Origin of the sequence: Rhodococcus koreensis (assembly GCF_017068375.1) — a bacterium.
Taxonomy (GTDB): Bacteria; Actinomycetota; Actinomycetes; order Mycobacteriales; family Mycobacteriaceae; genus Rhodococcus_F; species Rhodococcus_F koreensis.
The window spans coordinates 2,389,373-2,414,975 of the sequence record NZ_CP070609.1; the positions used below are offsets into that span (position 1 = coordinate 2,389,373).

The following is a 25,603-nucleotide window of genomic DNA, read 5'->3' on the forward strand; positions in this document are numbered from 1 at the left end:
CCGCACAGCGCAGAGAACGCAGAGAAGAGGAACAGCTGCATGACCTCCGCCACCGAAGACGTCCGTTCCGAGAAGGGTCTGGCGCGGGTTGCGCAGTCGCTGGCCGGGTGGACGGAGAAGTGGTTTCCGGACGCCTACGTCTTCGCCCTCGTCGGTGTCTTCGTCGTCGCAGTCGCCGCACTGGCCAACGGTTCGTCTCCGCAGGAAGTGGTGGACGCGTTCGGCGACGGGTTCTGGGATCTGACCGCGTTCACCCTGCAGATGGCGATGGTGGTGCTGACCGGGTACGTCGTCGCGACGTCCCCACCGGTGGCCCGGCTGATCGACCGTCTGGCGACGGTGCCCGGGACTGCACGCAGCGCAGTCAGTTTCGTGGCCTTCCTGTCCATGTCGGTCTCGTTCCTGAACTGGGGGCTCAGCCTGGTGTTCGGCGGGCTGCTGGCCCGGGCGATCGCGCGCCGAACCGACCTGCGGGTGGACTACCGTGCTCTGGGCGCGGCGGCCTTCATGGGCCTCGGCGCAGTGTGGGCGCTCGGCATGTCGTCCTCCGCCGCCCAACTCCAGGCCACCGCCGCCTCGCTGCCCCCGGCGCTCCTGACGATCACCGGCGTTCTCGACTTCGGAACCACGATCTTCACGTGGCAGTCGCTGCTGATGTGCGTGATCATCATCGCCCTGACCGTGGTGATCGCCCACTTCTCGGCGCCGCGGGGCGCCGCCGTCACCACCGCCCAGGACCTGGAGGTGGACCTCGACGACCGGCCGAAGGACGTCCCGCCTCGATCGCGACCGGGAGAATGGCTCGAGTACAGCCGGATCCTGCCGATACTGGCCGGTCTGATGACGTTGGGATGGCTCGTCTCCCAGTTGGTGACCAAACCCCTGCTCACCGTCGTCAGCAGCCTGAACGGCTATCTGCTGGTCTTCCTCATGCTGGGGCTGGTGCTGCACGGGACGCCGCGTAAATTCCTGCAGGCGGTCGCCCTGGCCGTCCCGGCCACGGCGGGCATCCTGGTCCAGTTTCCGCTGTATGCCGCGATGGCCGCGATCCTCACCAAGGCCGAGGGCAGAAACGGCCTCACCATCTCGGAGCATCTCGCCGAGTTCTTCACGAACATCGGCAGCGGCGGAGCGTTCACCGTCGTCATCGCCCTCTACACCGTCGTGCTGGGCCTGTTCGTGCCGTCCGGCGGCGGAAAGTGGCTGGTCGAGGCACCGTACGTCATGCAGTCGGCCACCGACGTCGGGATGAACCTGGGCTGGACGGTCCAGGTGTACAACGTCGCCGAGGCGCTGCCGAACCTGATCAACCCGTTCTTCATGCTGCCGCTGCTCGCGGTGCTGGGGCTCAGGGCACGCGATCTGGTGGGATTCACGTTCCTGCAGTTCATGTTCCACCTGCCGGTGGTCCTGCTGCTGGTGTGGCTGCTCGGCACGACGTTCGACTTCGTCCCCCCGGTGCAGCCCTCGACACCGTGAGAGGTGTTACTAACCCACGCTTTACTTCGAGAAATCTCGGTGAAACACCCCGTCCTTAGCGTATACAACCATGTCCACAGGGATGAATACGCCGCCGATCGAGTACTCCTTCGACACCCTGCTCGTCGCGAACCGGGGCGAAATCGCCTGCCGCATCATGCGAACCGCGCATCTTCTCGGACTGAAGACGGTTGCGGTGTATTCCGACGCCGATTCCGCGGCCGCGCACGTCGAGATGGCCGACGTCGCCGTCCGGCTGGGCCCGGCTCCCGCCCACGAGTCGTATCTGCGGGCCGACGCCGTCGTGGAGGCCGCACTCGCCACGGGCGCAGGCGCGATTCATCCCGGGTACGGGTTCCTGTCGGAGAACGACGCGTTCGCCGCGGCGGCGGAATCCGCGGGCATCGCGTTCGTCGGTCCCACTCCCGAACAGTTGCGCACGTTCGGGAACAAGCACACGGCACGCGAGGCCGCTCGCGCCGTCGGCGTCCCGCTCGTCGTGGGCAGCGGGCTCCTCTACTCCGCCGACGCCGCACTGTCCGCGGCCTCCGACATCGGCTATCCGGTGATGATCAAGGCGGTCGGCGGCGGTGGCGGCATCGGGATGCAGGCGTGCTTCGACGCCACGGAGCTCCGCGAAGCCTACGACCGCGTCCAGCGCCTCGCCCAGGCAAACTTCTCCTCGTCGGGGGTGTTCCTGGAACGCTTCGTGGCCCGCGCCCGGCACATCGAGGTGCAGGTGTTCGGTGACGGCCACGGCCGCACGCTCAGCCTCGGCACCCGCGACTGCTCACTGCAGCGCCGCAACCAGAAGGTGGTCGAGGAGGCGCCGGCGCCCGGACTCTCCGACGAGGTGGTGGAGCGACTGCTGGCCGCGTCCCGCGGTCTCGCGTCCTCGGTGAACTACCGGTCGGCCGGAACCGTGGAGTTCGTCTACGACGTGGACCGCGGTGAGGCGTCGTTCCTCGAGATGAACACCCGACTGCAGGTGGAGCACCCGGTGACCGAGGAGGTCACCGGGGTGGATCTCGTCGAGTGGATGCTGAGGCTCGCCCGCGGCGACGGTTCCATGCTGGACGGGCTGCCCGACTCCGGACCCGAGATCAGGGGAACCGCCGTCGAGGCCCGCATCTACGCCGAGGACCCCGGCCACGACTACCGTCCCAGCGCCGGACGCCTCACGGGTGTGGAGTTCCCGGCTCACACGCGGGTGGAGACGTGGGTCGACACGGGCACCGAGGTGAGCGCCTTCTACGACCCGATGCTGGCGAAGGTGATCACCCGCGGGCACCGGCGCACGGCGGCGTTCGCCGCCCTCGCGGAGGCGCTCGCCGACACCCACATCTACGGAATCCAGACCAACCTTCCCCAGCTCCGGCGGATCTGCGTCGCCGACACCGTTCTGGACGCCGCGCACACCACGCAGTCGCTGGCCGATCTGCGGGCCACCGGGCGTCGCGTCGACGTCCTCCGTGCGGGAACCATGACGACGGTGCAGGACCATCCGGGCCGGATCGGCCTGTGGGAGGTCGGAATTCCCCCGTCCGGGCCGATGGACGACCTGTCGTTCCAGCTGGTCAACACGGCGGTCGGCAATCCGGCCGGCGCACCGGGGCTCGAATGCACCCTGCAGGGGCCGCGCCTGGTGTTCTCGGATGCCACCGTGATCTGCGTGGGCGGCGCCGATGCCCCGGTCACCCTCGACGGCGAGCCGATCCCTCTGTGGCACCCGGTGGAAGCGCCGGCCGGATCCGTACTCGACGTCGGCACTCCGGCGGACACGGGTCTGCGCACGTACGTCGCGTTCCGGGGCGGGATCGACGCCCCGCTCTATCACGGCAGCGCAGCCACGTTCACGCTCGGCGGGTTCGGCGGCATCACGGGCAAGGCCGTCGCGACGGGCGACGTGCTGGGCCTGTTCGACGACTCGCTGTTCGAGAACACGACGGGTCTCGGCGCGCCGCATCCCGTCCCGGAGGACTCGATCCCGGAGTTCACGCACGTGTGGCATCTCGCCGTCACCGAGGGACCGCAGCCGGCGCCCGCCTACTTCACCGATTCCGACATGGCACAGTTCTACGACACCACCTGGAAGGTCCAGACCCACGCGAACCGGACCGGACTCCGGCTCGACGGCGCCAAGCCGGTGTGGTCGAGAACCGACGGCGGCGACGCCGGACTGCACCCGTCGAACCTGCACGACAACCCGTACAGCGTCGGAGCCCTCAACGTCTCGGGCGACACTCCGATTCTGCTCGGACCCGACGGGCCGAGCCTCGGCGGCTTCGCGTGCCCGCTCACCGTCGCCAAGGCCCACCGGTGGAAGCTCGGGCAGATCCGGCCCGGCGACAGCGTGCGGTTCGTCGCGGTCTCCGACGACGGTGCGGACTCGCTGCGTTCTTCGGATTCGTCTCGCAGACTGGATGTTCCGCCCGCGGAGACCCGGTCGGCGAACAGCGACGGCGGGGTGCTGCACCGCATCGCGCCGATCCTGGACCGACCGGAGGTCGCGTACCTGCGCGCCGGCGACGACAACGTCCTCGTCGAATACGGGGACCGGGAACTGGATCTCGGACTCCGCATGCGCGTCCACGCGTTGTCGGAGGCGCTGGTCCGGCGCCGCGTGCCGGGCGTCATCGACATCACGCCGGGTGTCCGGTCGCTGCACCTGCACTTCGACGCCGACCGCCTCCCGGCCGGGAGGCTGCTGGACATCCTCCAGGACATCGAGGAGCTGCTGCCGGCGACGCACGATCTGGTGGTGCCGAGTCGCACGGTCCGGTTGCCGTTGTCGTTCGACGACCCGTCCATCGCGGAGGCCATCGACCGCTACCGCAGCGGGGTCCGCGACGAAGCGCCGTGGCTGCCGTCGAACACCGAATTCATCCGGCGGATCAACGGATTGGGCAGCGTCGACGACGTCCGGGACGCCGTGTTCGACGCCGAATACCTGGTACTGGGGCTCGGCGACGTCTACCTCGGTGCACCGCTGGCCGTGCCCCTCGACCCGCGGCACCGCCTGGTCACCACCAAGTACAACCCGGCCCGCACCTGGACGCCATCCGACGCCGTCGGGATCGGCGGCAAGTACCTGTGTGTCTACGGCATGGAGTCGCCGGGCGGCTACCAGTTGATCGGCCGCACCGTCCCGATCTGGTCGGGTTACCGGCAGCACCGCCCGTTCGACGAGGGCAAACCCTGGATGTTCCGGTTCTTCGACCGCATCGTGTGGGAACCCGTCACCCCGGAGCGGTTGCGCGAGTACCGCGCGCAGGCGGTGGCCGGTCGGTTCGACGCGGAGATCTCCGACGGCACGTTCGCGTTCGCCGACCATCTGAAGTTCCTGCAGGACAACGCCGAATCCATCGCCGAGTTCGACGCCCGGCAGTCCGCGGCGTTCGAGACCGAGAAGTCGGCGTGGCGCGCGTCGGGCGAATTCGACCGTGTCGAACAGGTCACCGCACCCGAGCCGGCCGCGCGCGGCGACTTCCCGCCGGGCGCCGTCGTCGTCGAGGCGCCGATGGTCGGCAGCGTGTGGCGCGTCGAGGTCGAGGCCGGGCAGCGCGTCGAAGCGGGCCAGAACGCCGTGGTGCTCGAGGCGATGAAACTCGAGATGCCGGTCGCGTTCACCTCGCCGGGCGCCGTCCTCGAAGTCCTCGTGTCACCGGGCGCGATCGTCGGCCCGGGCACCCCTCTCGTCGTGATTGGAGCAGAAAACTGATGACTGTCGATGCCGTGAACCGAGGACAGGCCGCCCTGTCCCCCACCGCCCGGGTCGAGGACGCCTTCCGGCGGATCGCCGAGGTGGACCGCCCGGAGGTGTGGATCACCCTCCGGCCCGCCGAGGACGTCCACGCCGATGCCGTTGCCGTGCAGGCCCGTCTCGACGCCGGCGAGCACCTGCCCCTGGCCGGGAAGGTCGTGGCGGTCAAGGACAACATCGACGTCGCCGGACTCCCGACGTCGGCCGCGTGCCCCGAGTTCGCCTATCTCCCGGACGTCACCGCGAGTGCCGTGCGCCGCCTGGTCGACCAGGGCGCTGTCGTACTCGGGAAGACGAACCTCGACCAGTTCGCGACCGGACTGGTCGGGACACGCAGTCCGTACGGCGCCGTCCGGTGCTCGTGGGACCCCGAACGTGTGTCGGGCGGATCCAGCTCGGGTTCGGCGGTGGCCGTCGCCCTCGGCATCGCCGACATCGGAATCGGCACCGACACAGCGGGATCCGGCCGGGTCCCGGCGGCGTTCAACGGCCTCGTCGGAATCAAGGCGACACTCGGCGTCATCCCCGCCGACGGGGTCGTTCCGGCGTGCGTCGACTACGACTGCGTCACCGTCTTCGCCACTGAACTCGACACGGCGGTGACTGCCGCCCGCATCATGTCTGGCCCCGCGACCGCGGACCCGCGCAGCCGTGCGTGGCCGTCCGACGTCCGGCTCGCCGCGCCCACGCACGCACGCGTCGCGATTCCCACGGAAGCAAATCTCGCCCTGCTGACGCCGGAGTACCGCGCGGCGTTCGCCGACACGGTCGCGTCGTTGACGGACCGCGGGTTCGCCGCCGAGGCGGTCGACATCTCCCCGCTGCTCGATGCCGCCCGACTGCTGTACGACGGCGCCGTCGTCGCCGAGCGGTACACCGCCGTCGGGCAATTCCTCGACACGGCGCCTGCGGGTGCCGATCCTGTGGTCACCGCCATCGTCGAGTCGGCGCGCAAGCCCGCGGGCCACGAGTTCGCCGCCGACCTCGACACGCTCACCCGCGTCAAGGCGCAGACGCGGGATCTGCTGGCCGGTTTCGACGGACTCCTGCTGCCCACCACCACCGAACACCCGACCATCGCTGCCGTGCAAGCGGATCCGATCGGCATCAACCGGCGGATGGGCACCTACACGAACTTCTGCAACCTGCTCGACATGGCGGCGGTCGCCGTCCCGGGCACCCCGACCGCCGCCGGCGAACCGTTCGGGGTCATGTTCGTGGTGCCGGCGTTCGCCGATCAGGTGGCCGTCGACCTCGCCGCCCGGCTGCTCGGCGCGCCCGCGCCCACCCTCGTCGAGGAGGGGGTGGAACTGGCCGTGTTCGGCGCGCACCTGCGCGGGCAGCCCCTGCACTTCCAGCTCGAGGACATCGGGGCACGCTTCGTCGACACCGTCACCACCACCGACGCGTACCGGCTCACCGCGCTCGACACCACCCCACCCAAGCCCGGCCTCGTCCGCCGCGGTCCCGGCGCGGGCTCCCCGATTTCCGGGGAACTGTTCCGCGTGTCCGCTGCGGGGCTGGGCAGCTTCCTCGCGGCGCTGCCCGCCCCGATGGCCCTGACGAGCGTCGAATTGTCCGACGGCCGCGCCGTGGTGGGCTTCAGCTGCACCCACGACGCGGTCGACGGGGCCACGGACATCACCGAGTTCGGCAGCTGGGTTGCTTACGCCCGTGAGTACTTCTTAACCGCCCGACGTTAAGAAGTACTCACGGCGAGGGCGGTGGCGGCAGGGGTCGAGTTGCGGCCGATCAACCTCTGCAGGTCGCCGCTCTCGGTGTCGAGAGCGCCGATGGCCACGCCCGCATCCGAATCGGCGAGCATGCTCGCGATCGGTGCGGGTAGTCCGGCACCCTCGAGCGCCGCGGCGTACTCGGCCTGCGGAAGGTCCTTGTACGACACCGGCTTTCCGATGACGGAGGAAATGACGTCCGCCAGTTCGCTGTACGTCAGGCGCTCGTCGCCGCCGAGTTCGTAGACCTTGCCCGCCTGCCCGTCGGAGAGCAGGACGGCGGCGGCCGCCTCGGCGTAGTCCTTGCGGGCGGCAGCGGCGACGACACCGGTCCCGGCACTCCCGAACAGCGCACCGGTCTCGCCCGCCGCGGGAATGCTGCCGAGGTAGTTCTCCCAGTACCAGCCGTTGCGGAGCAGCGCGAAGTCGATCCCTGACTGTGCCAGCCGATCCTCGGTGGCGCGGTGTTCCACGGCCAGACCGATCGTGCTGTTCTGCGCGTCGAGAACGCTGGTGTAGGCGACGAAGCCGACCCCGGCGGCCTTCGCGGCATCGATCACGTTGGCGTGCTGGGCAACCCGCTGTCCGACCTCACTGCCGGAGACGAGCAGTAGCTTGTCGACGCCGGCGAATGCGGTCTCGAGCGCGGCGCGATCGCTGTAGTCGGCCTGCCGGACCTCGACTCCCCTGTCCGCGAGGTCTGCGGCCTTGGCCGGGGTGCGGACCACGGCGACGATGTCGGCGGCGGGTACCCCCTTGTCGAGCAGTGCCTCGACGACGAGCCTGCCGAGGTGTCCGGTTGCTCCTGTGACGGCGATGGTCATGACGAACTCCTAGCGCGTAGTGGTGCGAGTTGACTGTTCAAGCTCACTTTCCATCATGCACTAATTTTTCGTAAGTGCAAATACTTCAGTAAGTGCTTCCTCTTCGTCGGATACACTGGACGCATGTCCGAGCCCGCTCACCCAGCACAGGAAAGCGAAGACCGCACCCTCGAAGCGGACGTCTTCGCGCGCAACTGCGCGTCTCGTGAGACCCTGCAGACCGTCACCGGCCGCTGGGGTGTGCTCGCGCTCGCGGCACTGACCGAGGGAAACTACCGATTCAGCGCACTCCGCCGACGCGTCGACGGTGTCAGCGAACGCATGCTGTCGCAGACACTGCAAGCACTCGAACGAGACGGCCTCGTGGTTCGCGACGTGCTCGAGGCCATCCCGCCGAAGGTCGAATACAGCCTCACGCCGCTCGGCGCCGAGGTCGGTTCACGCCTGATCGGCCTGATCGAACTGGTCGAATCGCGCGTACCCGACGTTCTGGCTGCGCAAGAAAGGTACGACGCCGGTCGCGGCGTCAGCTGAGTTCGTCGAGGTCGGACTCTTCGTCGACGATGTGGACCGCGGCCTCCTCCGCCGACGCCGCTCCCCCGTCGATTCCGATGTCGAAAGCAACGAGATCCTTCTCCTCGTCCTCCCCCACACCCTCGTTCTCGGCGAGAAGCCGCCCCGAACGCTGCCGTCCGACCTCGTTGTCATCGAGGATTTCCACGTTCTCGTCCTCCTCGAACGCCGGATCCGGTTCCTCCTCCGCGAGCCGCTGATCGAGGGTCTCGCCTTCGCGCTGCTCGGCCGCCGTCGTTCCGAACGCGTTCAGCCCGAGCGGCTTCTCCGGAGGCGAATACCCCTCGTCGAGAACGTCGTCCACACCTCGGTCGACCAACGTGTCCTCCGGCTGCAGCTGGTCTTCGTCGTCCAGGCTGTACTCGCCCTCGGATCCTTCTGGCGTGCTGTCCGGCATGGTCATCTTCCCCACGATGCCATCGCTGCGGGCAGTTCGCCATCGGATCGCGGAACGGATCCGCCCGGAAACGACGAGGACCCGCACAGAGACTGTGCGGGCCCTCGTCGGTGTTCGGGTCAGAAGTTGATCATGTGTCCGGCGAGGCCGTGGATGGCCTCCTGCAGGGCTTCGGACAGCGTCGGGTGCGTGTGCACGTTGCGGGCCAGCTCGTTGACGGTGAGGTCCCACTTCTGCGCGAGGGTGAGCTCGGGCAGCAGCTCGGAGACGTCGGGGCCGATGAGGTGGCCGCCGATCAGCTCACCGTACTTCGTGTCGGCGATCAGCTTGACGAAGCCGGTGGCGTCGCCGAGGCCGTGCGCCTTGCCGTTGGCGGCGAACGGGAACGTCGCGACCTTGACGTCGTAGCCCTCGTCCTTGGCCTGCTGCTCGGTCAGACCGAAGCTGGCGACCTGCGGTTGGCAGAACGTGGCGCGCGGCATCATCCGGTAGTCCTCGATCGGCAGCGTCTCGGCGCCGGCGATCGTCTCGGCGGCCACCACGGCCTGCGCCTCGGCGACGTGCGCGAGCTGCAGCTTCATGGTGACGTCACCGATGGCGTAGATGTGCGGCACCGACGTCTGCATGGTGTCGGTGATGCCGATGGCGCCGCGGTCGGTGAGCTGCACGCCGGTCTTCTCGAGGCCGAAGCCCTCGACGCGGGGTGCGAACCCGACGGACTGCATCACCTTGTCGACGACGACCGACTCGGTCTCGCCGGACTTGTTGTTCTTGATCGAGACGGTGACCTTGGAGCCGTCGTCGTCGATGCTCTGCACGGCGGCACCGGTGATGACCTTGACGCCGAGCTTCTTGTACTGCTTCTCGATTTCCTTGGAGACGTCCGCGTCCTCGTTGGGCAGCGCGCGGTCGAGGAACTCGACGATGGTGACGTCGACTCCGTAGTTCTTCAACACGTACCCGAACTCCATGCCGATCGCGCCGGCACCGACGATGAGGATCGAACCGGGCAGCTCCCGGGTCATGATCTGCTCTTCGTAGGTGACGACGTTCGTGCTCAGCTCGGTGCCGGGCAGCAGCTTGGTGGTGCTGCCGGTGGCGATGATCGCGTTGTCGAACGTGATCGTCTCGGTGCCGCCCTTGGTGAGCGCGACCTCGATGGTGTTGGCGTCGGTGAAGGTGCCCTTGCCGTCGTACTCGGGGATCTTGTTCTTCTTCATCAGGAAGTGGATGCCCTTGACGCGGCCCTCGGCAACCTTGCGGCTGCGGTCGAACGCGGCGCCGAAGTCGAAGGACGCCTCACCCGAGATACCGAACAACTTGGCCTCTTTTGTGAAGAGATGCGCAAGTTCGGCATTGCGGAGAAGAGCCTTCGAGGGGATGCAGCCCACGTTCAGGCACACACCACCCCAGTACTTCTGCTCGATGATGGCAGTGCTCAGTCCGAGTTGTGCCGCGCGGATAGCAGCGACGTACCCACCGGGACCGGCTCCGAGGACAACGACGTCATAGTGTGAGGTCACGGTTGTTCAGGGTAGTCCCGTCCCGATTCGCTGTCTCCACGCGGTCGCGTTACCCGCGGGTAGCCTCATCCGTCACACCTTTCCCGCCGCGACCAGGCACGACACCGCCTGCAAGAATGGCGCCATGACGGATCCCTTCCTCTGGCTCGAAGATGTCACCGCGGAACGGTCACTCGACTGGGTGCGGGAACGCAACGCCCGCACGCTCGCCGAGTACACCGAGAACGCCGGGTTCTCCGCGCTGGAGAGCCGGATCCTGGACGTGCTCGACACGGACGACCGGATCCCCTACGCGGGCATGCGCGGCGAGTACCTCTACAACTTCTGGCGCGACGGCGAACACAAGCGCGGCATCTGGCGGCGCACCACCCTGGAGCAGTACCACACCGACAACCCCGACTGGGACGTCCTGCTCGACGTCGACGCACTCGCCGAACGGGAGGGCGAGAACTGGGTGTGGGCAGGCGCCAGCGTGCTGCGACCCGAGCAGTCACGTGCCCTGCTGTCGTTCTCGCGCGGCGGCGCCGACGCGTCCGTGGTGCGCGAATTCGACCTCGAGACGCGCGAATTCGTCGGCGGCGACCACGCATTCGACGTGCCCGAGGCGAAGACCAGCATCAGCTGGATCGACAAGGACACCGTGTACGTCGGGACCGACTTCGGCGAAGGCTCGATGACCGACTCCGGCTACCCGAGAATCGCGAAACGCTGGCATCGCGGCACCACGTTCACCGAGGCGGTCACCGTCTTCGAGGGCGAGACCACCGACGTGTCCGTCGGCGCGTCGTACGACGACACCCCCGGGTACGAGCGGCACTTCGTCGGCCGGTCGATGGACTTCTACAACTCCGAACGCTACGAACTGCTCCCCGACGGGTCGAAGGTCCGGATCGACACCCCGGACGACGCGGGTTCGTCCGTGTACCGCGAGTGGCTGACCATCCGTCCGCGCACCGACTGGGAGGTGAACGGCACCGTCTACCCGGCCGGGTCGCTACTCGTCGCGAACTACGTCGACTTCCTCGCCGGGTCCCGCGAGCTGACGCCGCTGTTCACCCCGGACGAGCACACGTCCCTCGAACAGGGAACGTGGACCAGGAACCACCTCCTCCTCGTGCGACTATCGGACGTGCAGACCAAGCTGTCGGTGCTCACGCCGAACGACACCGGGTGGGAGGAGAAGCCTCTCGACGGTGTCCCGGAACTCACGGCGAGCGGGATCATCAGCACCGACCCACGCACCGGCGACGACTTCTTCGTCAACTCCAGCGGATTCACCACGCCTGCGACGCTGCTGTACGGCTCCGTCGGTGGTGCGCTCGAACCCGTCAAGCAGGCGCCCTCGTTCTTCGACGCGGACGGCATGTCGGTGTCGCAGCACTTCGCGGTGTCCGACGACGGAACCGAGATCCCCTATTTCGTGGTGCGCCGCGACGACGTGACCGGACCCTGCCCCACCATGCTGTACGGGTACGGCGGCTTCGAGAACTCGATGGTCCCCGGGTACAGCGGGTCGGTCGGGTTCGCATGGCTCGAACGCGGCGGCGCGTACGTGGTCGCGAACATCCGCGGCGGCGGCGAGTACGGCCCGTCGTGGCACACCCAGGCGGTGCGGGAGGGCAGGCACAAAGCGTTCGAGGACTTCGCCGCGGTCGCCCGCGACCTCGTGGCCCGGGGTATCACCACGTCGAAGCAGCTCGGAATCCAGGGCGGCAGCAACGGCGGGCTGCTCATGGGCGTCATGCTCACCCGCTACCCGGAACTGTTCGGCGCGATCGTGTGCCAGGTCCCGCTCCTCGACATGAAGCGGTACCACCTGCTACTCGCCGGGGCGTCGTGGATGGCCGAGTACGGCGATCCGGACAACCCGGACGACTGGAAGTTCATCAGCGAGTACTCGCCGTATCAGAACACCGACGCGGCGGCGGACTACCCGCCGATCCTCGTCACCACCTCCACCCGCGACGACCGCGTCCATCCCGGGCATGCCCGCAAGATGGCGGCGCTGCTCGAAGAGCAGGGCCACGAGATCTGGTACTACGAGAACATCGAGGGCGGGCACGGCGGGGCCGCGGACAACGCGCAGGCCGCGTTCAAATCGGCGCTCACGTTCACGTTCCTGTGGGAGCAGCTCACCCGTTGACCCCCACCTGTGAGTACTTCTCAACCGCCCGCGGTTAACAAGTACTCACAGGTCAGGTGTGGTCGTGGATCCAGTCGACGATCCGGTCGACGGTGCTCGCGGGCTCGCGGATCCACCCGTTGTGGCCGAGTGGTTGCGGCTGGTGCCACAGGGTGACGTCGGCGTTGGGGAGTTTCGCGAGGAGGTTCTTCGCCGCCGATTCCGGAGCCAGATCGTCCCCCTCGACGGTCACGGACAGCACCGGCAGTTTCAGCCGGGCGATGCGTTCCTCGTAATCGATGTCGGCGCCGTCGGGTTCGATCCTGCCGGTGCGGGCGAATCGCGACCAATCGGTGATCAGCACCTTCGACTGCCGCCCGAACCCGCCGATGTCCAGTTTGTCGCCTGGCCAGAACCCGGCGAGGTTGGCGGTCATCGACATCGCCGCGGCGCCGACGAGCATCCGCGGGGCATGGATCCCGGGGAACCCGCGGTGATACGGCGACCCCGACGCGACGAGCACGATCCCGCCGAGCCGGCCCCGGATCCGTGCCCCGTACATCACACCGAGCTGACCGCCCATGCTGTGCCCCAGCAGGAACGGCGTCGCCGCAGGAAAACGCTCGCGCACCACTTCGAAGATCGCGGGAAAGTCGAGGGCCACCAGTTCGTGGTAGCCGTACGTGCTGTCGCTGCTCGGGCGGGGGCGGCTGTCGCCCTGGCCGCGGAGTTCGCCGATCGCCGCGTTGAATCCCCGGGACACGAGTTCCTCGGCGAAGGGTTCGTAGTAGCCGGCGGGAATTCCCAGGCCGGGAAACACCACGATCACGGGGGCGTCGTCCGGGCCGGGAAACAGGCGAACCGGAGTAGTGGTTCCGTCGGGCATTTGGATCGGTACTGTCTCCACTTCGTCAGACTAGACGGCTCGACCCCCGCAGATCCGGGATCTGCGGGGGTCGATTCTGTTCCGAGACCGGACGCTAGAGGCCGATCGACGCGGCGAGCATCGGCCACGACTTGTGCAGGTCTTCCTGCCAGTAGGTCCAGGAGTGGGTGCCGGTGGGCCGGAAGTCGAACGTCGCGGGAATCTGCAGTTCGTTCAGTCTGTCCGCCAGCGCATGGGTGCACTGGTTGGTGGCGGCCTCGATGGCGCCGCCGACGAGGATCTGGTTGGCGAGCGTTCCGACGTCGCCGTTGATTCCCGGTGCGTTCAGCTGATCGCCCGCCCCGGGCAGCCCGGATCCGTTGCTGACATAGATGTCGAGTCCGCGCAGCTTCTCCGCGTTGATGTACGGGTCGTTGGCGGCCCACCCCGGACCGTCTTCAGGACCCCACATGTTGGAGGTGTCGCCGCCGCCGCGACCCTCGACGACCATACGTACGTACGCGCGACCGGGGTCGGTACTGGTCATCGCGCACCCGCTGTAGGCGCCGACGCTCTGGTACAGGTCGGGCGCCGACTGCGCCAGGCTCAGCACGGAGCTACCGGCCATCGAGATGCCGGCGATCGAGTTGACACCGTTGGTGCCGAGCGCGGAGTCGACGATCGGCGGAAGTTCCTGCGTGAGGAACGTCGTCCACTTGTTGTTGCCCAGTTCCGGGTCGGTCTGCTCCCAGTCCGTGTAGTAACTGAACGCGCCCTCCATGGGCGTGACGACGTTGACGTTCTTGTCGGCGAAGAAGTCGACGACGTCGGTCCGGGCCTGCCACGTGGCGGAGTCCTCGCCGCCGCCCGCACCGTTGAGCAGGTAGAGCGTCGGCCTCGGCGCGCTCGTGTCCGCGGGGGTGATCACCCGCAGCGGAATCTCGCGGTCCATGGACGCCGAGTACACGTGAATGGTCGACTGCCGGTCGTCGATCGGGTCGGTGCTCACCAGGTGGGAGCCGCCGTCCGCGACAGTGGCGTCTTCGGCGGGATCTGCGTAAGCGGACGCCTGGACCCCGAGGCAGGGAACGGCCGTCGTCAGAGCGACCGCGAGCGCCAAGCGCACCCCGTACCTACCCGCTGCAGTGCGGTTGACCATCGTTCTCCTTCGCTGCGACGTCGCCTGCCCGACTCCGTAGAGGCGAGAGCTGGAGCCCACATGATGTCATGCGAACTCCAGCTCTCGTTCAGAAGTGGGGTCGAAACGGGGTGTCCCTATCCCCCGACGGACCCGAGGAAGCCGATCAGTGTGGTGAGCGCTTCGAGCAGACCCAAAAGGCTGTCGGACATAGTATTACTCCTATTCGACGCAGTGGATTTTCGAACTCCCCCTGCGATCAGGGGCTCCGTCATTTGTACCCGAGTTTTCGCTCCGAATAAGCACGAAGTGGTAAACATTTGCGATCGTTGACTTAACGAAGAACCGTTGATCAAACACCGGCAAATCCCCAATTACCTCCGAAACACGCCGCACCACCAGGGAATACGCCGAGACCTCGACCCCCGGATTCCCGATTCCGTAATCGAAGAGCGACAGAACATACCTCGATTCACCGTTTCCGGGCATTTTCTTGTCGTTGCCCTTGAATTCCCCTTCGAAGAAACGAAGAGTTGGCGAATTTCGCACATCTCTTCTTTGGCCGTGGTACACGCATCTCATTTGTCCAGAAAAATAGATGACGCAAAAAATTCTTCAGTCTTACACCAATTCGACCCGAAGAGTGGGATTTCTAGTTCTTCGGCGCGTCGTCACTGCTCAGGGTGAAAGACCAGGGTGGAGATCGGGGTACATCCCGATGGTGCGGACCGGTTTCACCGAACAGGATGGAGGCATGACATTCGACAGCAACACTCCCCGCCAGTTCACCCGTTCCGACAGCCAGAAGATGCTCGCAGGCGTCTGCGGCGGCATCGCCGAATACTTCTCGGTGGACGTCAACCTCGTCCGCCTGCTCACCGTGGTGGCCACTCTGGTCACCGGCGGCACCGCGGCCCTCGTCTACCTCGCCGCCTGGATGCTGATGCCTGCCGGACACTGAGACGAGAACACAACCCCGAAAAGCACTGTGGCCGTGAAACGGACCCGGCAAACGACGCACAGACGAGAAAGAGCCCGGGACACCAGTTGGTGTCCCGGGCTCTGTCGGAGCACTTCGTGCCCGTGCGCGGTGAACGAGTCCGAGGACTCCTCAGCCACGCACGGTAGGCGTAGCCGCCTTTAGAAGTCCATACCGCCCATGCCGCCGGTCGGGTCGCCCACGGGCGCTCCGGCCTTCTCCGGCTTGTCGGCGACGACGGCCTCGGTGGTCAGGAACAGAGCCGCGATGGACGCTGCGTTCTGCAGCGCGGAGCGGGTGACCTTGACCGGGTCGTTGATGCCGGCTTCGAGCAGGTCGCCGTACTCGTTGGTCGAGGCGTTGAGGCCGTGACCTGCGGGCAGGTTGCGAACCTTCTCGGCAACGACGCCGGGCTCGAGGCCCGCGTTGAAGGCGATCTGCTTCAGCGGAGCTTCGAGGGCGACGCGAACGATGTTCGCACCGGTGGCCTCGTCACCTTCGAGCTTCAGGTCGTCCAGTGCGGGAGCCGACTGCAGCAGAGCCACGCCACCACCGGCGACGATGCCCTCTTCGACGGCAGCCTTGGCGTTACGCACGGCATCTTCGATGCGGTGCTTGCGCTCCTTGAGCTCCACCTCGGTGGCAGCGCCGGCCTTGATGACTGCAACGCCACCGGCCAGCTTGGCCAGACGCTCCTGCAGCTTCTCGCGGTCGTAGTCCGAGTCGCTGTTCTCGATCTCGGCGCGGATCTGGGACACGCGACCGGCGATGGCCTCGGGGTCTCCCGCGCCTTCGACGATGGTGGTCTCGTCCTTGGTGATGACGACCTTGCGTGCCTGGCCGAGCAGCTCGAGTCCGGCGGTCTCCAGGGAGAGGCCGACCTCTTCGCTGACGACCTCGCCACCGGTGAGGATGGCGATGTCGGCGAGCTGAGCCTTGCGACGGTCACCGAAGCCGGGAGCCTTGACGGCCACGGACTTGAAGGTGCCACGGATCTTGTTGACCACCAGGGTGGACAGGGCTTCGCCCTCGACGTCCTCGGCGATGATGACCAGCGGCTTGCCGGACTGGATGACCTTCTCCAGCAGCGGCAGCAGGTCCTTGACCGTGGAGATCTTGGAGCTCACGAGCAGGATGTACGCGTCCTCGAGGACGGCTTCCTGACGCTCCGGGTCGGTGGCGAAGTACGCCGAGATGTAGCCCTTGTCGAAGCGCATGCCCTCGGTGAGCTCGAGCTGCAGGCCGAAGGTGTTGGACTCCTCGACCGTGATGACGCCTTCCTTGCCGACCTTGTCCATGGCCTCGGCGATGAGCTCGCCGATGGACGGGTCGCCTGCGGAGATACCAGCGGTAGCAGCGATCTGCTCCTTGGTGTCGATCTCCTTGGCGGTCTCGAGCAGACGCACGGTGACGGCCTCGACGGCCTTCTCGATGCCGCGCTTCAGACCCAGCGGGTTGGCGCCGGCAGCGACGTTGCGGAGGCCCTCACGGACGAGAGCCTGGGCGAGAACGGTAGCGGTGGTGGTTCCGTCGCCGGCGACGTCGTCAGTCTTCTTGGCGACCTCCTTGACCAGCTCGGCACCGATCTTCTCGTAGGGGTCCTCGAGCTCGATCTCCTTGGCGATGGACACGCCATCGTTGGTGATCGTGGGGGCGCCCCACTTCTTCTCGAGCACGACGTTGCGACCCTTGGGGCCCAACGTCACCTTGACTGCGTCGGCGAGGGCGTTGAGTCCCCGCTCGAGGCCGCGACGGGCCTCTTCGTCGAACGCGATGATCTTGGCCATTGCGAAGTGATCCTCCGGATTGGGGGTGACACACAAGGCGACCGCTAGTCGGGTCGCCTCATTTACGCCTTCGGCCGAGTTCGGTGCCCGCGACGGACGACCAGGGGTGTCTGTGGTTCCCGGTCTCACCGTCCCGACCTGGCACTCACCCGCGGCGAGTGCCAAGTGCATTTTTAGCACTCGAACAGGGTGAGTGCAAGGTCGGGACGGAAGCGCTGTGCCGGGGCGATCAGCGCATCGCGCAGACCTGACCGGTGTTCAGGTTGAAGGCGAGAGACAGCGCGCCGACGCAGTCCACGCCGTTCGCGTCGGCCGTCGCACCCGAACCCCAGCCCGCGATCGCGACGGTGGTCGTGCCGTCGGCCGCACCGGAACGGGCGATGCCGCCGCCGAGCGAGACCGCGTACGCCTGACCCGAGCCCGTCGACGCACCGAGCGACGTTCCGTATCCGTTGGCGTACGTGGTGGCGCCGCTGTGCCCGTTGGCGACGCTCACCGCGGTGCCGCTGTCCGCGGCCATCGCGTGGGCGGTGCCGGCCTCGGTCGCCTTGGCGCCGCAGCTCGCGGTGTCCGACACCTGGACGTCGTTGGCCGACGGCGGGGAGACGCAGTTGACGGGGGCGGCACCGGCGACGCCTGCGCCGGCCACCGAGATTCCCGCCGCGACGCCCAGACCCACGGCCATCGCCGCTCCCACACGTGCCAGCCGTCGGCCGAAGAGAGACGAGATACGAGTACGCGATGCCGAGGCGGTCGAGGTGACGGGGGTGGAGACAGCGAGCATGGAAGCTCCTTCTGGGAACGTCGAATTGGAGGATTCGCCGCGAGAGTACCCGCTCCGGGCCGGTTAGTCCCGGACCCCGCTCAGGCGAGTTCGTCGAGGAGCTTCGGCAGCTGCGCGACGGAGTCGACGACGTGGTCCGGTCGCTGCGCGGCGAGGTCCAGAATCGACTGGCGGAACTTGCCCGTCCGCACCAGCACACCGATGAGTCCCACCCGCTGCGCAGCCAGGACGTCACCCGTCAGATCGTCGCCGACCATCATCGTCACGTCCGGTCCCGTACCCATCAGATCGGTGGCGGTGAGGAACGCGGCGAGCGACGGCTTGCCCACCGACACGACGTTGGTTCCCGCGACCTCCTCCATCCCGGGGAGGTAGGTGCCCGTGTCGATGCGCAGCCCGTCGTGGGTGGCCCACGTGGTGCCCCGGTGCATCGCCACGACGGGGACGCCGTCGAGCATCAACTCGACCACGCGGCTGAGTGCGGCGTGGGTGAATTCGGGCCCGGCGCCGCCGAGGATCACCACCTCCGGGTTGTCGTCGTCCAGTTCGATCCCGGACAGATCCGCGGTGATGTCGCCGCTGTTGAGGACCCAGGCCCGCGACCCGGGATAGGTCGACCGGACGTACTCGGCGGTGAGCCGGGCCGCGGTGACGATCTCGTCGGAGTCGGCTTCGATGCCCGCCGACCGGAGGCCGTCGGCGACCTCGTCGCACGTCCTCGACGTCGTGTTGGTGAGGTACGCGCACGCGAGTCCGCGATCGCGCACCTCCCGCACCGCGGCGGCGGCGCCGTCGATCGGATGCCACGAAGTAACCAGCACACCGTCGATATCGAGCAGGACACCCTCGACCCCAGCCATGACAGGAGCCTATCCCGGCATCACTGCCGAGTCCGGCAGACGAGGACGGGGCAGGGAGCGTGATGCACGAGATTCTGGCTGACGGATCCGAGCAGGGCACCCATCACCTTGCCCCGGCCGTGGCTACCGACGACCAGCAGTTGCGCGGTCGCCGCGTGCCGCAGCAGGACGTCGGCGGACGCGCCCTGTGTCGTCACCTCGGTCACCGGTACGTCGGGATATTCGTCGCGGGTCCCGGCGAGGCATTCGGACACGACGGCCTTCTCCCCTTCTTCGTACGCGGCCCAGTCGACGTACTTGGACGCGTGCGCGAGTCCGTGCTGCTTCTCCCCGCTCCACGCGTGCACCGCGTCCAGACCGACCCCGAACGCGGACGCGAGCGCGAACGCCTCCTCGACGGCTTTCTCACTGACCTGGCTGCCGTCCACGCCGACGACGATCGGGCGGGCGTCCGGTGATTCCGGCGCAGGCTCTCCCCGGACCACCGCGACCGGGCTGTGCGCGTGGTTGACCGTCCGGAGGACCGTGGATCCGAGGAGATAGTCGGTGACCGCACCCGCACCCTGCGCGCCGACCGCGACGATCCGCGCCGCCCGGGACAGCTCGATCAGGTGGGACGCCGCGGTCCCGGATCGGACGTCGCGCTCGACGGCGAGTCCGGGTTGATCCTGCAGGGCGACGGCGGTGGCGGCGTCGAGCATCGAGTTGCCGTCCTCACGCAGTTCCTGGATGAACTGGGCGTCGATCATCATCGCGTTGCCGTTGTAGAACGTGGCCTCGTCCGGGTACGTGTGGGCGAGCAGGAGCGGGGCACCGAGCCGGACCGCCGTGCCCGCGGCCCAGCGCGCCGCGTCGAGCGCGGCCCGGGACCCGTCGATACCGACGACGACGGGTGCCCCTGCGTGTTCGCTCATATCTCTCTCCCTCTACGGCTCGAGAACTGCTGCACCGCTGAACTTTCCGCCTGCCAGGTCCCGGAGGGCCCGATCGGCGCGGTCGAGTGGGTACGGGTGGGTGTCGATGCTCAGCCGGTGTTCCGCTGCGATGCGCAGGAATTCGACGGAATCCGAACGGGTGTTGGCGGTGACGCTGCGGATCTGCCGTTCCCGGAACAGGTGCCGCTGGTACTCGAGCGCGGGAATGTCGGTGAGGTGGATTCCGGCGACGGCGAGGGTGCCGCCGTCGGCGAGCGCCTCCATCGCGACGGGCACCAGGTCGCCGACCGGGGCGAACAGGATCGCGGAGTCGAGGGGCTCCGGCGGTGTGTCGCGCACGCCCTGCACGGACGTCGCCCCGAGTCGTTCCGCCAATGCCCGGGCCTCCGCCCCTCGCGTCATGACGTGCACCCGGGCGCCGCGCGTCGACGCGACCTGGGCGGTGAGGTGCGCGCTGCCGCCGAACCCGTAGATGCCGAGCGCGCCGCCGACGGGGACCGCGGCGCGCTCGAGTGCCCGGTAGCCGATGATCCCGGCGCACAGCAGCGGGGCGAGTTCGGTGTCCGTGTACCCCGCCGGCAGGTGCAGCGCGTAGTCGGCCGGGACCGTCGCGAATTCGGCGTACCCGCCATCCGCGTCCCATCCCGTGTACTGCGACTGCCTGCACAGGTTCTCCGCGCCGCGCAGGCAGGCCGCGCACTGTCCGCACGTGCGCCGCAGCCAGGCGATGCCCACCCGGTCCCCGACGGCGAACGATTCGGTCACCGAATCCCCCAGTGCGGCAACCTCCCCCACCACCTCGTGGCCGGGAATCACCCGGGGCCGGTGCACGGGAAGATCCCCCTCGGTCACGTGCAGGTCGGTGCGGCACACTCCGCACGCCAGAACCTTCACGAGAAGTTCGCCCGGCCCCGGCTCGGGTATGGGCTCGCTCGCCCGTTCCAGCGGGTGGCCCGCGACGGGGCCCGGAGCGACCACGCGCCACGCGGTCATCGTTCCGGTTCCGCCCTGCGTCGCCGCCATACCCCCACAATGCCCGTGACGGGTGGCCACCGCCAGGACCCGGAGGGCCGTGTCTCGACGACACGGGACCGCGGCGAAGACCCGGCCGGACCGCGGCCGGCAACTAGGCTCGCACCCATGGACCTGCGCGGTGAAGACCTGTTCACGGTGGCGGGGTCGCTGGCCGAGCTGATCGGGGCCCCGATCACGATCGAGGACGAGAACTCGACCGTCCTGGCTTATTCGAGCGGCGAGCAGGCCGTGGACCAAGCGCGCATCGAGACCATCCTGGGACGGCAGGTGCCCGGGAAGTACCGGCAACTCCTCGAGGCCGCGGGCGTCTTCGAGCGCCTGCACCGGGACACCGACGTCTTCTACGTGGACATGGGACTGCCGGACATGACTCCCCGCGCGGTGATCGCGGTGCGGGACGCGGGACGGTCGGTCGGGTCGATCTGGGCGGCGATGACGTCGGCCCCCACTCCGGAACAGGAATCGATCCTGCGGTCCGCGGTCCCGGTCGTCGCCGAGCACATCGCGGCGGAGCGGGAACGGGTGGACGTGACGCGCCGGATGCAGGTCGACCGCGTCCGCGCGCTGATCAACGGCGGCGAGCCCGCCTTCCGTGCCGCCGACGACCTCCGGCTGGAGGGACGGCTGACGGTCGCGGCGGCCGCCCCCGTCGCGATCGGGCGCCCGCTGCCCTCCGGTCTGCTCGCCTCCCTCGGCCTGTACCTCGACACACTGGCGGTCGATTCGGTGGCCGCGCAGCTCGACGACGTCATCTACGTGGTCATCGCCGCGTCGGAGAAGGACGTCCGGCGCCTCGCCGAGGACTTCCTCGGCCGCGCCCGCAGCGGGGCAACATTCGTGGTCGCCGTCGGACGCGAGGTGAGCACGGCCAGCCAGGCACACCTGTCGCGCGGGGACGCCGACCGGGTGCTCACCGTGCTGCAGCACTCCCGGTCCGGTGGTGTCGCCGGGACGATGCGGGACAGTCTCGCGTCCGTGCTGGCGTTGCGCGTCGCCGACATCTTCGACGGCCTGGGCGAGCTCACCCCGCTCGCCGCGCTCACCCGGCACGACGTGCAGCACGGCACCGATCTCGTCGCCACCGCCCGCGCCTTCCTGGCGCACGGCGGCGACGTCGCCGATGCCGCCGCCGCGCTGCACGTGCACCCCAACACGCTGAGGAATCGGCTGCGGCGCTGCGTCGACTCGTGCGACGTGGACCTGACCGACGCGGACACCCGGCTCATCCTGATGCTGCACCTGAAGCTGACGGGACTGCGGGATTGGTGACCGCTGGGGGATTTGTGACCCCTGGCCGATTGCACAGGGGGCGCTGTCCGGGATTGGCCGAACGGCTACTGCCCCGGCTCCGTCGCCCGCCGATGATGGAGTCATGAGCACAGTGCAGCGCCCTGACCATGTCGCGATCGTCGGAGCAGGCGTCGTCGGATTGTCCACGGCGTGGTTCCTCCAGGAGCGTGGCGTGCGCGTCACCGTCGTCGACCGTGCGGGTGTCGCGGCGGATGCGTCCTGGGGCAATGCAGGTTGGCTCGCACCGGCATTGACGCTGCCGCTGCCCGAACCGGCCGTGCTGCGGTACGGCCTGCGCGCGATGCTGAATCCGTCCTCGCCGGTCTATGTGCCGTTCACGACCGATCTGCGGTTGGTGCGTTTCCTCGTCGGCTTCGCCCGGCACTGCACGCCCTCCCGGTGGGCGGACGCGATGAAGGTGTACGCCGAGGTCAACCGGATCTCCCTGGGCGCCTACGACGAACTCGCGGACGGCGGCGTCCGGGAGCACACGCATCTCGCCGACCCGTTCCTCACCGCGTTCAAGTCGGACGAGGACCGGCAAGCGCTCGTCGACGAGTTCCGCCACGTCGAGGCCGCGGGCGGCGAGGTCGAGTACGACCGCGTCGACCGAGACGAGATCCACTCTCTCGAGCCGAGTCTCGGCGACGGCGTGCACTCCGGTCTGCGGCTGCGCAACCAGCGTTTCATCGACCCGCCGCGTTTCGTGCATTCGCTCGCCGACGCCGTCCGCGCCCGGGGCGGCGAGATCAGGTCCGGCTTCGACGTCGCGACGGTGCAGGATCAGGGGCAGTCGGGCGTCCGGCTGGTCGCGGCTTCCGGCGACACGGTGACCGCCGATTCCGTCGTCCTCGCGGGCGGCGCACACCTCAATACTCTCGCCCGCCCGTTCGGTGTCCGCGCCCTGGTACAGGCCGGCCGCGGGTACAGCTTCAGTGTCCAGCCCGAGCAGATGCCGAAGAACCCCATCTACTTCCCCACCCAGCGCGTGGCGTGCACCCCACTGCACGACCGTTTCCGCGTCGCCGGGATGATGGAATTCCGCAGTCCCGACGCACCTCTCGACCCGCGCCGGGTGCAGGCGATCATCGCGGCTGCGACGCCCATGTTCACCGGCATCGACTGGGAATCGCGGCGGGAGGAGTGGGTCGGATCCCGGCCCTGCACCACCGACGGACTTCCGCTCGTCGGCGCCACCCGCTCCCCCCGTGTGCACGTGGCGGGCGGCCACGGCATGTGGGGCATCGCCCTGGGTCCGCTCACCGGACGCATGATGGCCGACTCCATGACCGGGGGCGAGGTTCCCGCCGTCATGCGGCATTTCGACCCGCTGCGCTGAATCCGGCTCAGGACCGGGCCGCCCAGAATCTGCGCAGTTCGACGACGAGTTCGCGCGAACGCTCGTCGGGGAAGAACAGCTTGCCGCCCCGGATCTCCACGACTTCCCGCGCTCCCGGAATGAGATCGCGGAGCCGGTAGGCCCACGGGGTCCGGAAGAACAGGTCTCCCGTGCCCCACACGATGAGCGTGGGCACCGCGAGCGCCGCGAGGTCCGGCTCGACCGCGAGCAGATCGCGCGGATTCAGAGACGCGATCCAGCGCTGGAAGAGCAACGCGCGGTCGCGGGTGCCGAGCAGCGGCTCGACGTACGCCGCGACGACCTCTTCCGGCAGCGAACGCACGTTCTGATACCCGGTGCCGTACAACAGCTTACGAGCCCTCTTCACCTTCCGCGTCAACGGCGGCAGAATGCGGGCGAGTAGTCCGGCCCGGGCCAGCAACACGGCCGGCAGGAATGCCTTCGGCGGCACGTTGTCGTGGGTGTCGCAGTTCGTCAGCGTCAGCGTCGACAACCGGTCGGGGTGCCGGGCGGCGTAGATCTGCGCGACCGCGCCGCCGGTGTCGTTGGCGACCACGTCGACCTTCTCCAAACCCAGCGCGTCGCAGGTGGCCGCGACGACGTCGGCCAGTGCGCCCAGCGTGAAGTCCTGATCGGGTGCGGCGGGGGTGCGACCGTGCAGCGGGAGGTCCAGGGCGATGCACCGTCGTTCGTCCTCGAGTTGACGGATCACGTTGCGCCACAGGTAGCCGGACGTCCCGACGCCGTGAATGAAGAACGCCACGCGGCCGGAGCCGGAATCGAGGTAGCTGACCGGTCCACGGTCGGTGTCGACGGTCTTCCGGCGTGTGTCGAACTCCGCGAGAGTCATGCGGACCATCTCCTGCAGTCCACGGTAGTCGCAAGACTCGAGACTTGACTTGCTCTCGGCCGTGAACGACCGAGAATCCCTCCAGACTCGCGCCTCGAGGTTCCTGTTTCACCGACAGTCGCCGCCCCGCACGTTATGTGCGAGGGGGTCTCACACCGTCTCCGCAGGCTGCCACCGTCAGTCCGACGGCCAAAATGTTCTTCGCCGCGTTCACATCGCGGTCGTGGACGACGCCGCATCGGCACGTCCACTCCCGCACGTCCAGCGGCATCGCCGAGGCGACCGCCCCGCACACCGAGCAGGTCTTCGACGACGGACAGAACCGGTCGACCGCCACCACCCGCCGCCCGTACCAGTCGGCCTTGTACTCGAGCATCGACCGGAACTCGGACCACCCCGCATCCGAGATCGCCCGAGACAACGACCGATTCTTGACCATGTTCCGCACACTCAGATCCTCGATGGCGATCACTTGATTTTCGCGCACCAGTCGAGTGGAGAGTGTGTGCAGATAATCGCGACGCCGATCAGCGATCCGGCCATGAATCTTCGCGACCTTCAGTCGGGCCTTGGCCCGGTTCCGGGACCCCTTCTGCTTCTTGGCCAGTGCCCGCTGCGCCTTCGCCAGCCGCTCACGATCCGTGCGCTCGTGTCGCGGGTTGGTGATCTTCTCCCCCGTCGAGAGTGTGTAGAGGCTGGTGATCCCGGCGTCGAGCCCGACCACCCGATCGGCCGGCTCGAGTTCGCTGATCGTGTCCTCGACGAGGATCGAGATGTGGTACTGACCGCGGGCATTGCGCGACACCGTCACCTGCGACGGCACCGCCCCCTCCGGTAGTGGCCTCGACCACCGAATGTCCAGGGGTTCGGTCTGCTTGGCCAACCGGATCTGCCCGCCGCGGTAGGTGAAGCAGTTCGAGTAGTAGGTCGCCGACTCCTTCGACTGGCCCTTCTTCTTGAACTGTGGGTAGCGGGTCTGCTTGCGCCAGAACTTCTCGAACGCACCCTGCAACTGCCGCAGCGACTCCTGCAGCGGCCCCTTCGACGGCTCCGCCAACCACTCCGTCTCGACATCGCGTTTCCATCCGGTGAGCATCTTCGAGGTGTCCGCGTAGGTGACCCGTCGCTGCTCCTGCGACCAGGCACGCGAGCGCTCGGCCAACGCCCGGTTGTAGACATACCGGGTGCACCCGAACGTCCGAGCAAGCTGTTCCGCCTGCACCGCAGTCGGATAGAAACGAAACTTGAACGCCCGCCTCACCCCCCTCCCCACCATGACCGAAGACACTAACCCCAGGGTCCGACA

The 25,603-nt window shown here is 68.0% G+C and carries 20 protein-coding genes; 8 read left to right on the forward strand and 12 right to left on the reverse strand.

What is annotated here, in order from left to right:
* Nucleotides 1-39: 39 nt before the first annotated feature.
* The 3 genes from JWS14_RS11165 to atzF all read left to right on the forward strand — a co-directional run bounded on the left by JWS14_RS11165 (nt 40) and on the right by atzF (nt 6,945).
* Nucleotides 40-1,479 (forward strand): short-chain fatty acid transporter, encoded by a 1,440-nt coding sequence (locus tag JWS14_RS11165; protein ID WP_206013122.1) that lies wholly within the window; start codon nt 40-42, stop codon nt 1,477-1,479.
* Between the two features lie 70 nt (nt 1,480-1,549).
* Nucleotides 1,550-5,200, forward strand: coding sequence for an urea carboxylase (gene uca, locus JWS14_RS11170; RefSeq protein WP_206013124.1), 3,651 nt, complete (start codon nt 1,550-1,552; stop codon nt 5,198-5,200).
* Nucleotides 5,200-6,945, forward strand: a complete 1,746-nt coding sequence (gene atzF, locus JWS14_RS11175) for an allophanate hydrolase (protein WP_206013125.1) — start codon at nt 5,200-5,202, stop codon at nt 6,943-6,945. The genes uca and atzF overlap by 1 nt, the downstream gene beginning before the upstream one ends.
* Here the strand turns inward: atzF and JWS14_RS11180 are convergent.
* Entirely contained in the window at nt 6,942-7,799 is an 858-nt protein-coding gene (locus JWS14_RS11180) for an SDR family oxidoreductase (RefSeq protein ID WP_206013128.1), read from the reverse strand. The genes atzF and JWS14_RS11180 overlap by 4 nt on opposite strands.
* 123 nt (nt 7,800-7,922) lie before the next feature.
* On the opposite strand from JWS14_RS11180, the gene JWS14_RS11185 reads away from it, so the two are divergent.
* Nucleotides 7,923-8,333: a winged helix-turn-helix transcriptional regulator gene (locus tag JWS14_RS11185; protein WP_124396052.1), complete on the forward strand. Its 411-nt coding sequence runs from the start codon at nt 7,923-7,925 to the stop codon at nt 8,331-8,333.
* Here JWS14_RS11185 and JWS14_RS11190 read toward each other — a convergent pair.
* Entirely contained in the window at nt 8,326-8,775 is a 450-nt protein-coding gene (locus tag JWS14_RS11190; protein WP_095862742.1) for a DUF5709 domain-containing protein, read from the reverse strand. The genes JWS14_RS11185 and JWS14_RS11190 overlap by 8 nt on opposite strands.
* Before the next feature lie 113 nt (nt 8,776-8,888).
* Nucleotides 8,889-10,292, reverse strand: coding sequence for a dihydrolipoyl dehydrogenase (gene lpdA / locus JWS14_RS11195; RefSeq protein WP_206013130.1), 1,404 nt, complete (start codon nt 10,290-10,292; stop codon nt 8,889-8,891).
* 67 nt (nt 10,293-10,359) lie between these two features.
* On the opposite strand from lpdA, the gene JWS14_RS11200 reads away from it, so the two are divergent.
* Nucleotides 10,360-12,435: a prolyl oligopeptidase family serine peptidase gene (locus JWS14_RS11200; protein WP_259376074.1), complete on the forward strand. Its 2,076-nt coding sequence runs from the start codon at nt 10,360-10,362 to the stop codon at nt 12,433-12,435.
* Between the two features lie 52 nt (nt 12,436-12,487).
* Here the strand turns inward: JWS14_RS11200 and JWS14_RS11205 are convergent, their stop codons facing one another.
* Both JWS14_RS11205 and JWS14_RS11210 read right to left on the reverse strand, forming a co-directional pair.
* Nucleotides 12,488-13,321: an alpha/beta hydrolase family protein gene (locus tag JWS14_RS11205; protein ID WP_241031315.1), complete on the reverse strand. Its 834-nt coding sequence runs from the start codon at nt 13,319-13,321 to the stop codon at nt 12,488-12,490.
* Between the two features lie 73 nt (nt 13,322-13,394).
* A complete protein-coding gene (locus JWS14_RS11210; RefSeq protein ID WP_072948431.1) occupies nt 13,395-14,438 on the reverse strand; it encodes an alpha/beta hydrolase in 1,044 nt (347 codons plus the stop codon).
* Between the two features lie 733 nt (nt 14,439-15,171).
* Here JWS14_RS11210 and JWS14_RS11215 point away from each other — a divergent pair.
* A complete protein-coding gene (locus tag JWS14_RS11215; protein ID WP_072948529.1) occupies nt 15,172-15,378 on the forward strand; it encodes a PspC domain-containing protein in 207 nt (68 codons plus the stop codon).
* A 179-nt stretch (nt 15,379-15,557) separates the two neighbouring features.
* Here the strand turns inward: JWS14_RS11215 and groL are convergent, their stop codons facing one another.
* The 5 genes from groL to JWS14_RS11240 form a co-directional block, all read right to left on the reverse strand.
* Nucleotides 15,558-17,183, reverse strand: a complete 1,626-nt coding sequence (groL, locus tag JWS14_RS11220; RefSeq protein ID WP_072948434.1) for a chaperonin GroEL — start codon at nt 17,181-17,183, stop codon at nt 15,558-15,560.
* 229 nt (nt 17,184-17,412) lie between these two features.
* A complete protein-coding gene (locus tag JWS14_RS11225; RefSeq protein WP_072948436.1) occupies nt 17,413-17,967 on the reverse strand; it encodes a DUF6764 family protein in 555 nt (184 codons plus the stop codon).
* A gap of 80 nt (nt 17,968-18,047) precedes the next feature.
* Entirely contained in the window at nt 18,048-18,827 is a 780-nt protein-coding gene (locus JWS14_RS11230; protein WP_206013132.1) for an HAD-IIA family hydrolase, read from the reverse strand.
* A 20-nt stretch (nt 18,828-18,847) separates the two neighbouring features.
* Nucleotides 18,848-19,741, reverse strand: coding sequence for a universal stress protein (locus JWS14_RS11235; protein WP_206013134.1), 894 nt, complete (start codon nt 19,739-19,741; stop codon nt 18,848-18,850).
* Nucleotides 19,742-19,753: 12 nt separating this feature from the next.
* On the reverse strand, nt 19,754-20,755 hold the full coding sequence (locus JWS14_RS11240; protein WP_072948531.1) for a zinc-binding alcohol dehydrogenase family protein: 1,002 nt from the start codon (nt 20,753-20,755) through the stop codon (nt 19,754-19,756).
* Between the two features lie 147 nt (nt 20,756-20,902).
* Between JWS14_RS11240 and JWS14_RS11245 the strand changes: the two genes are divergently transcribed.
* Both JWS14_RS11245 and JWS14_RS11250 read left to right on the forward strand, forming a co-directional pair.
* Nucleotides 20,903-22,066, forward strand: coding sequence for a helix-turn-helix domain-containing protein (locus JWS14_RS11245; RefSeq protein ID WP_206013136.1), 1,164 nt, complete (start codon nt 20,903-20,905; stop codon nt 22,064-22,066).
* 103 nt (nt 22,067-22,169) lie between these two features.
* Nucleotides 22,170-23,426, forward strand: a complete 1,257-nt coding sequence (locus tag JWS14_RS11250; RefSeq protein ID WP_072948443.1) for an NAD(P)/FAD-dependent oxidoreductase — start codon at nt 22,170-22,172, stop codon at nt 23,424-23,426.
* Nucleotides 23,427-23,433: 7 nt separating this feature from the next.
* Here JWS14_RS11250 and JWS14_RS11255 read toward each other — a convergent pair whose 3' ends face one another.
* A complete protein-coding gene (locus JWS14_RS11255) occupies nt 23,434-24,297 on the reverse strand; it encodes an alpha/beta fold hydrolase (protein ID WP_206013138.1) in 864 nt (287 codons plus the stop codon).
* Nucleotides 24,298-24,430: 133 nt separating this feature from the next.
* Nucleotides 24,431-25,573, reverse strand: a complete 1,143-nt coding sequence (locus JWS14_RS11260) for an RNA-guided endonuclease InsQ/TnpB family protein (protein ID WP_206013140.1) — start codon at nt 25,571-25,573, stop codon at nt 24,431-24,433.
* Nucleotides 25,574-25,603 lie beyond the last annotated feature (30 nt).

Coding starts and splice junctions, on each gene's coding strand:
- groL (WP_072948434.1), bottom strand. CDS start 17,183: ATGGCCAAGATCATCGCGTTCGACGAAGAGGCCCGTCGCGGCCTCGAG.
- JWS14_RS11255 (WP_206013138.1), bottom strand. CDS start 24,297: ATGACTCTCGCGGAGTTCGACACACGCCGGAAGACCGTCGACACCGAC.
- JWS14_RS11230 (WP_206013132.1), bottom strand. CDS start 18,827: ATGGCTGGGGTCGAGGGTGTCCTGCTCGATATCGACGGTGTGCTGGTT.
- JWS14_RS11215 (WP_072948529.1), top strand. CDS start 15,172: ATGACATTCGACAGCAACACTCCCCGCCAGTTCACCCGTTCCGACAGC.
- JWS14_RS11260 (WP_206013140.1), bottom strand. CDS start 25,573: ATGGTGGGGAGGGGGGTGAGGCGGGCGTTCAAGTTTCGTTTCTATCCG.
- JWS14_RS11180 (WP_206013128.1), bottom strand. CDS start 7,799: ATGACCATCGCCGTCACAGGAGCAACCGGACACCTCGGCAGGCTCGTC.
- JWS14_RS11185 (WP_124396052.1), top strand. CDS start 7,923: ATGTCCGAGCCCGCTCACCCAGCACAGGAAAGCGAAGACCGCACCCTC.
- JWS14_RS11210 (WP_072948431.1), bottom strand. CDS start 14,438: ATGGTCAACCGCACTGCAGCGGGTAGGTACGGGGTGCGCTTGGCGCTC.
- JWS14_RS11245 (WP_206013136.1), top strand. CDS start 20,903: ATGGACCTGCGCGGTGAAGACCTGTTCACGGTGGCGGGGTCGCTGGCC.
- JWS14_RS11225 (WP_072948436.1), bottom strand. CDS start 17,967: ATGCTCGCTGTCTCCACCCCCGTCACCTCGACCGCCTCGGCATCGCGT.
- JWS14_RS11235 (WP_206013134.1), bottom strand. CDS start 19,741: ATGAGCGAACACGCAGGGGCACCCGTCGTCGTCGGTATCGACGGGTCC.
- atzF (WP_206013125.1), top strand. CDS start 5,200: ATGACTGTCGATGCCGTGAACCGAGGACAGGCCGCCCTGTCCCCCACC.
- JWS14_RS11240 (WP_072948531.1), bottom strand. CDS start 20,755: ATGACCGCGTGGCGCGTGGTCGCTCCGGGCCCCGTCGCGGGCCACCCG.
- JWS14_RS11190 (WP_095862742.1), bottom strand. CDS start 8,775: ATGACCATGCCGGACAGCACGCCAGAAGGATCCGAGGGCGAGTACAGC.
- uca (WP_206013124.1), top strand. CDS start 1,550: ATGTCCACAGGGATGAATACGCCGCCGATCGAGTACTCCTTCGACACC.
- JWS14_RS11250 (WP_072948443.1), top strand. CDS start 22,170: ATGAGCACAGTGCAGCGCCCTGACCATGTCGCGATCGTCGGAGCAGGC.
- JWS14_RS11165 (WP_206013122.1), top strand. CDS start 40: ATGACCTCCGCCACCGAAGACGTCCGTTCCGAGAAGGGTCTGGCGCGG.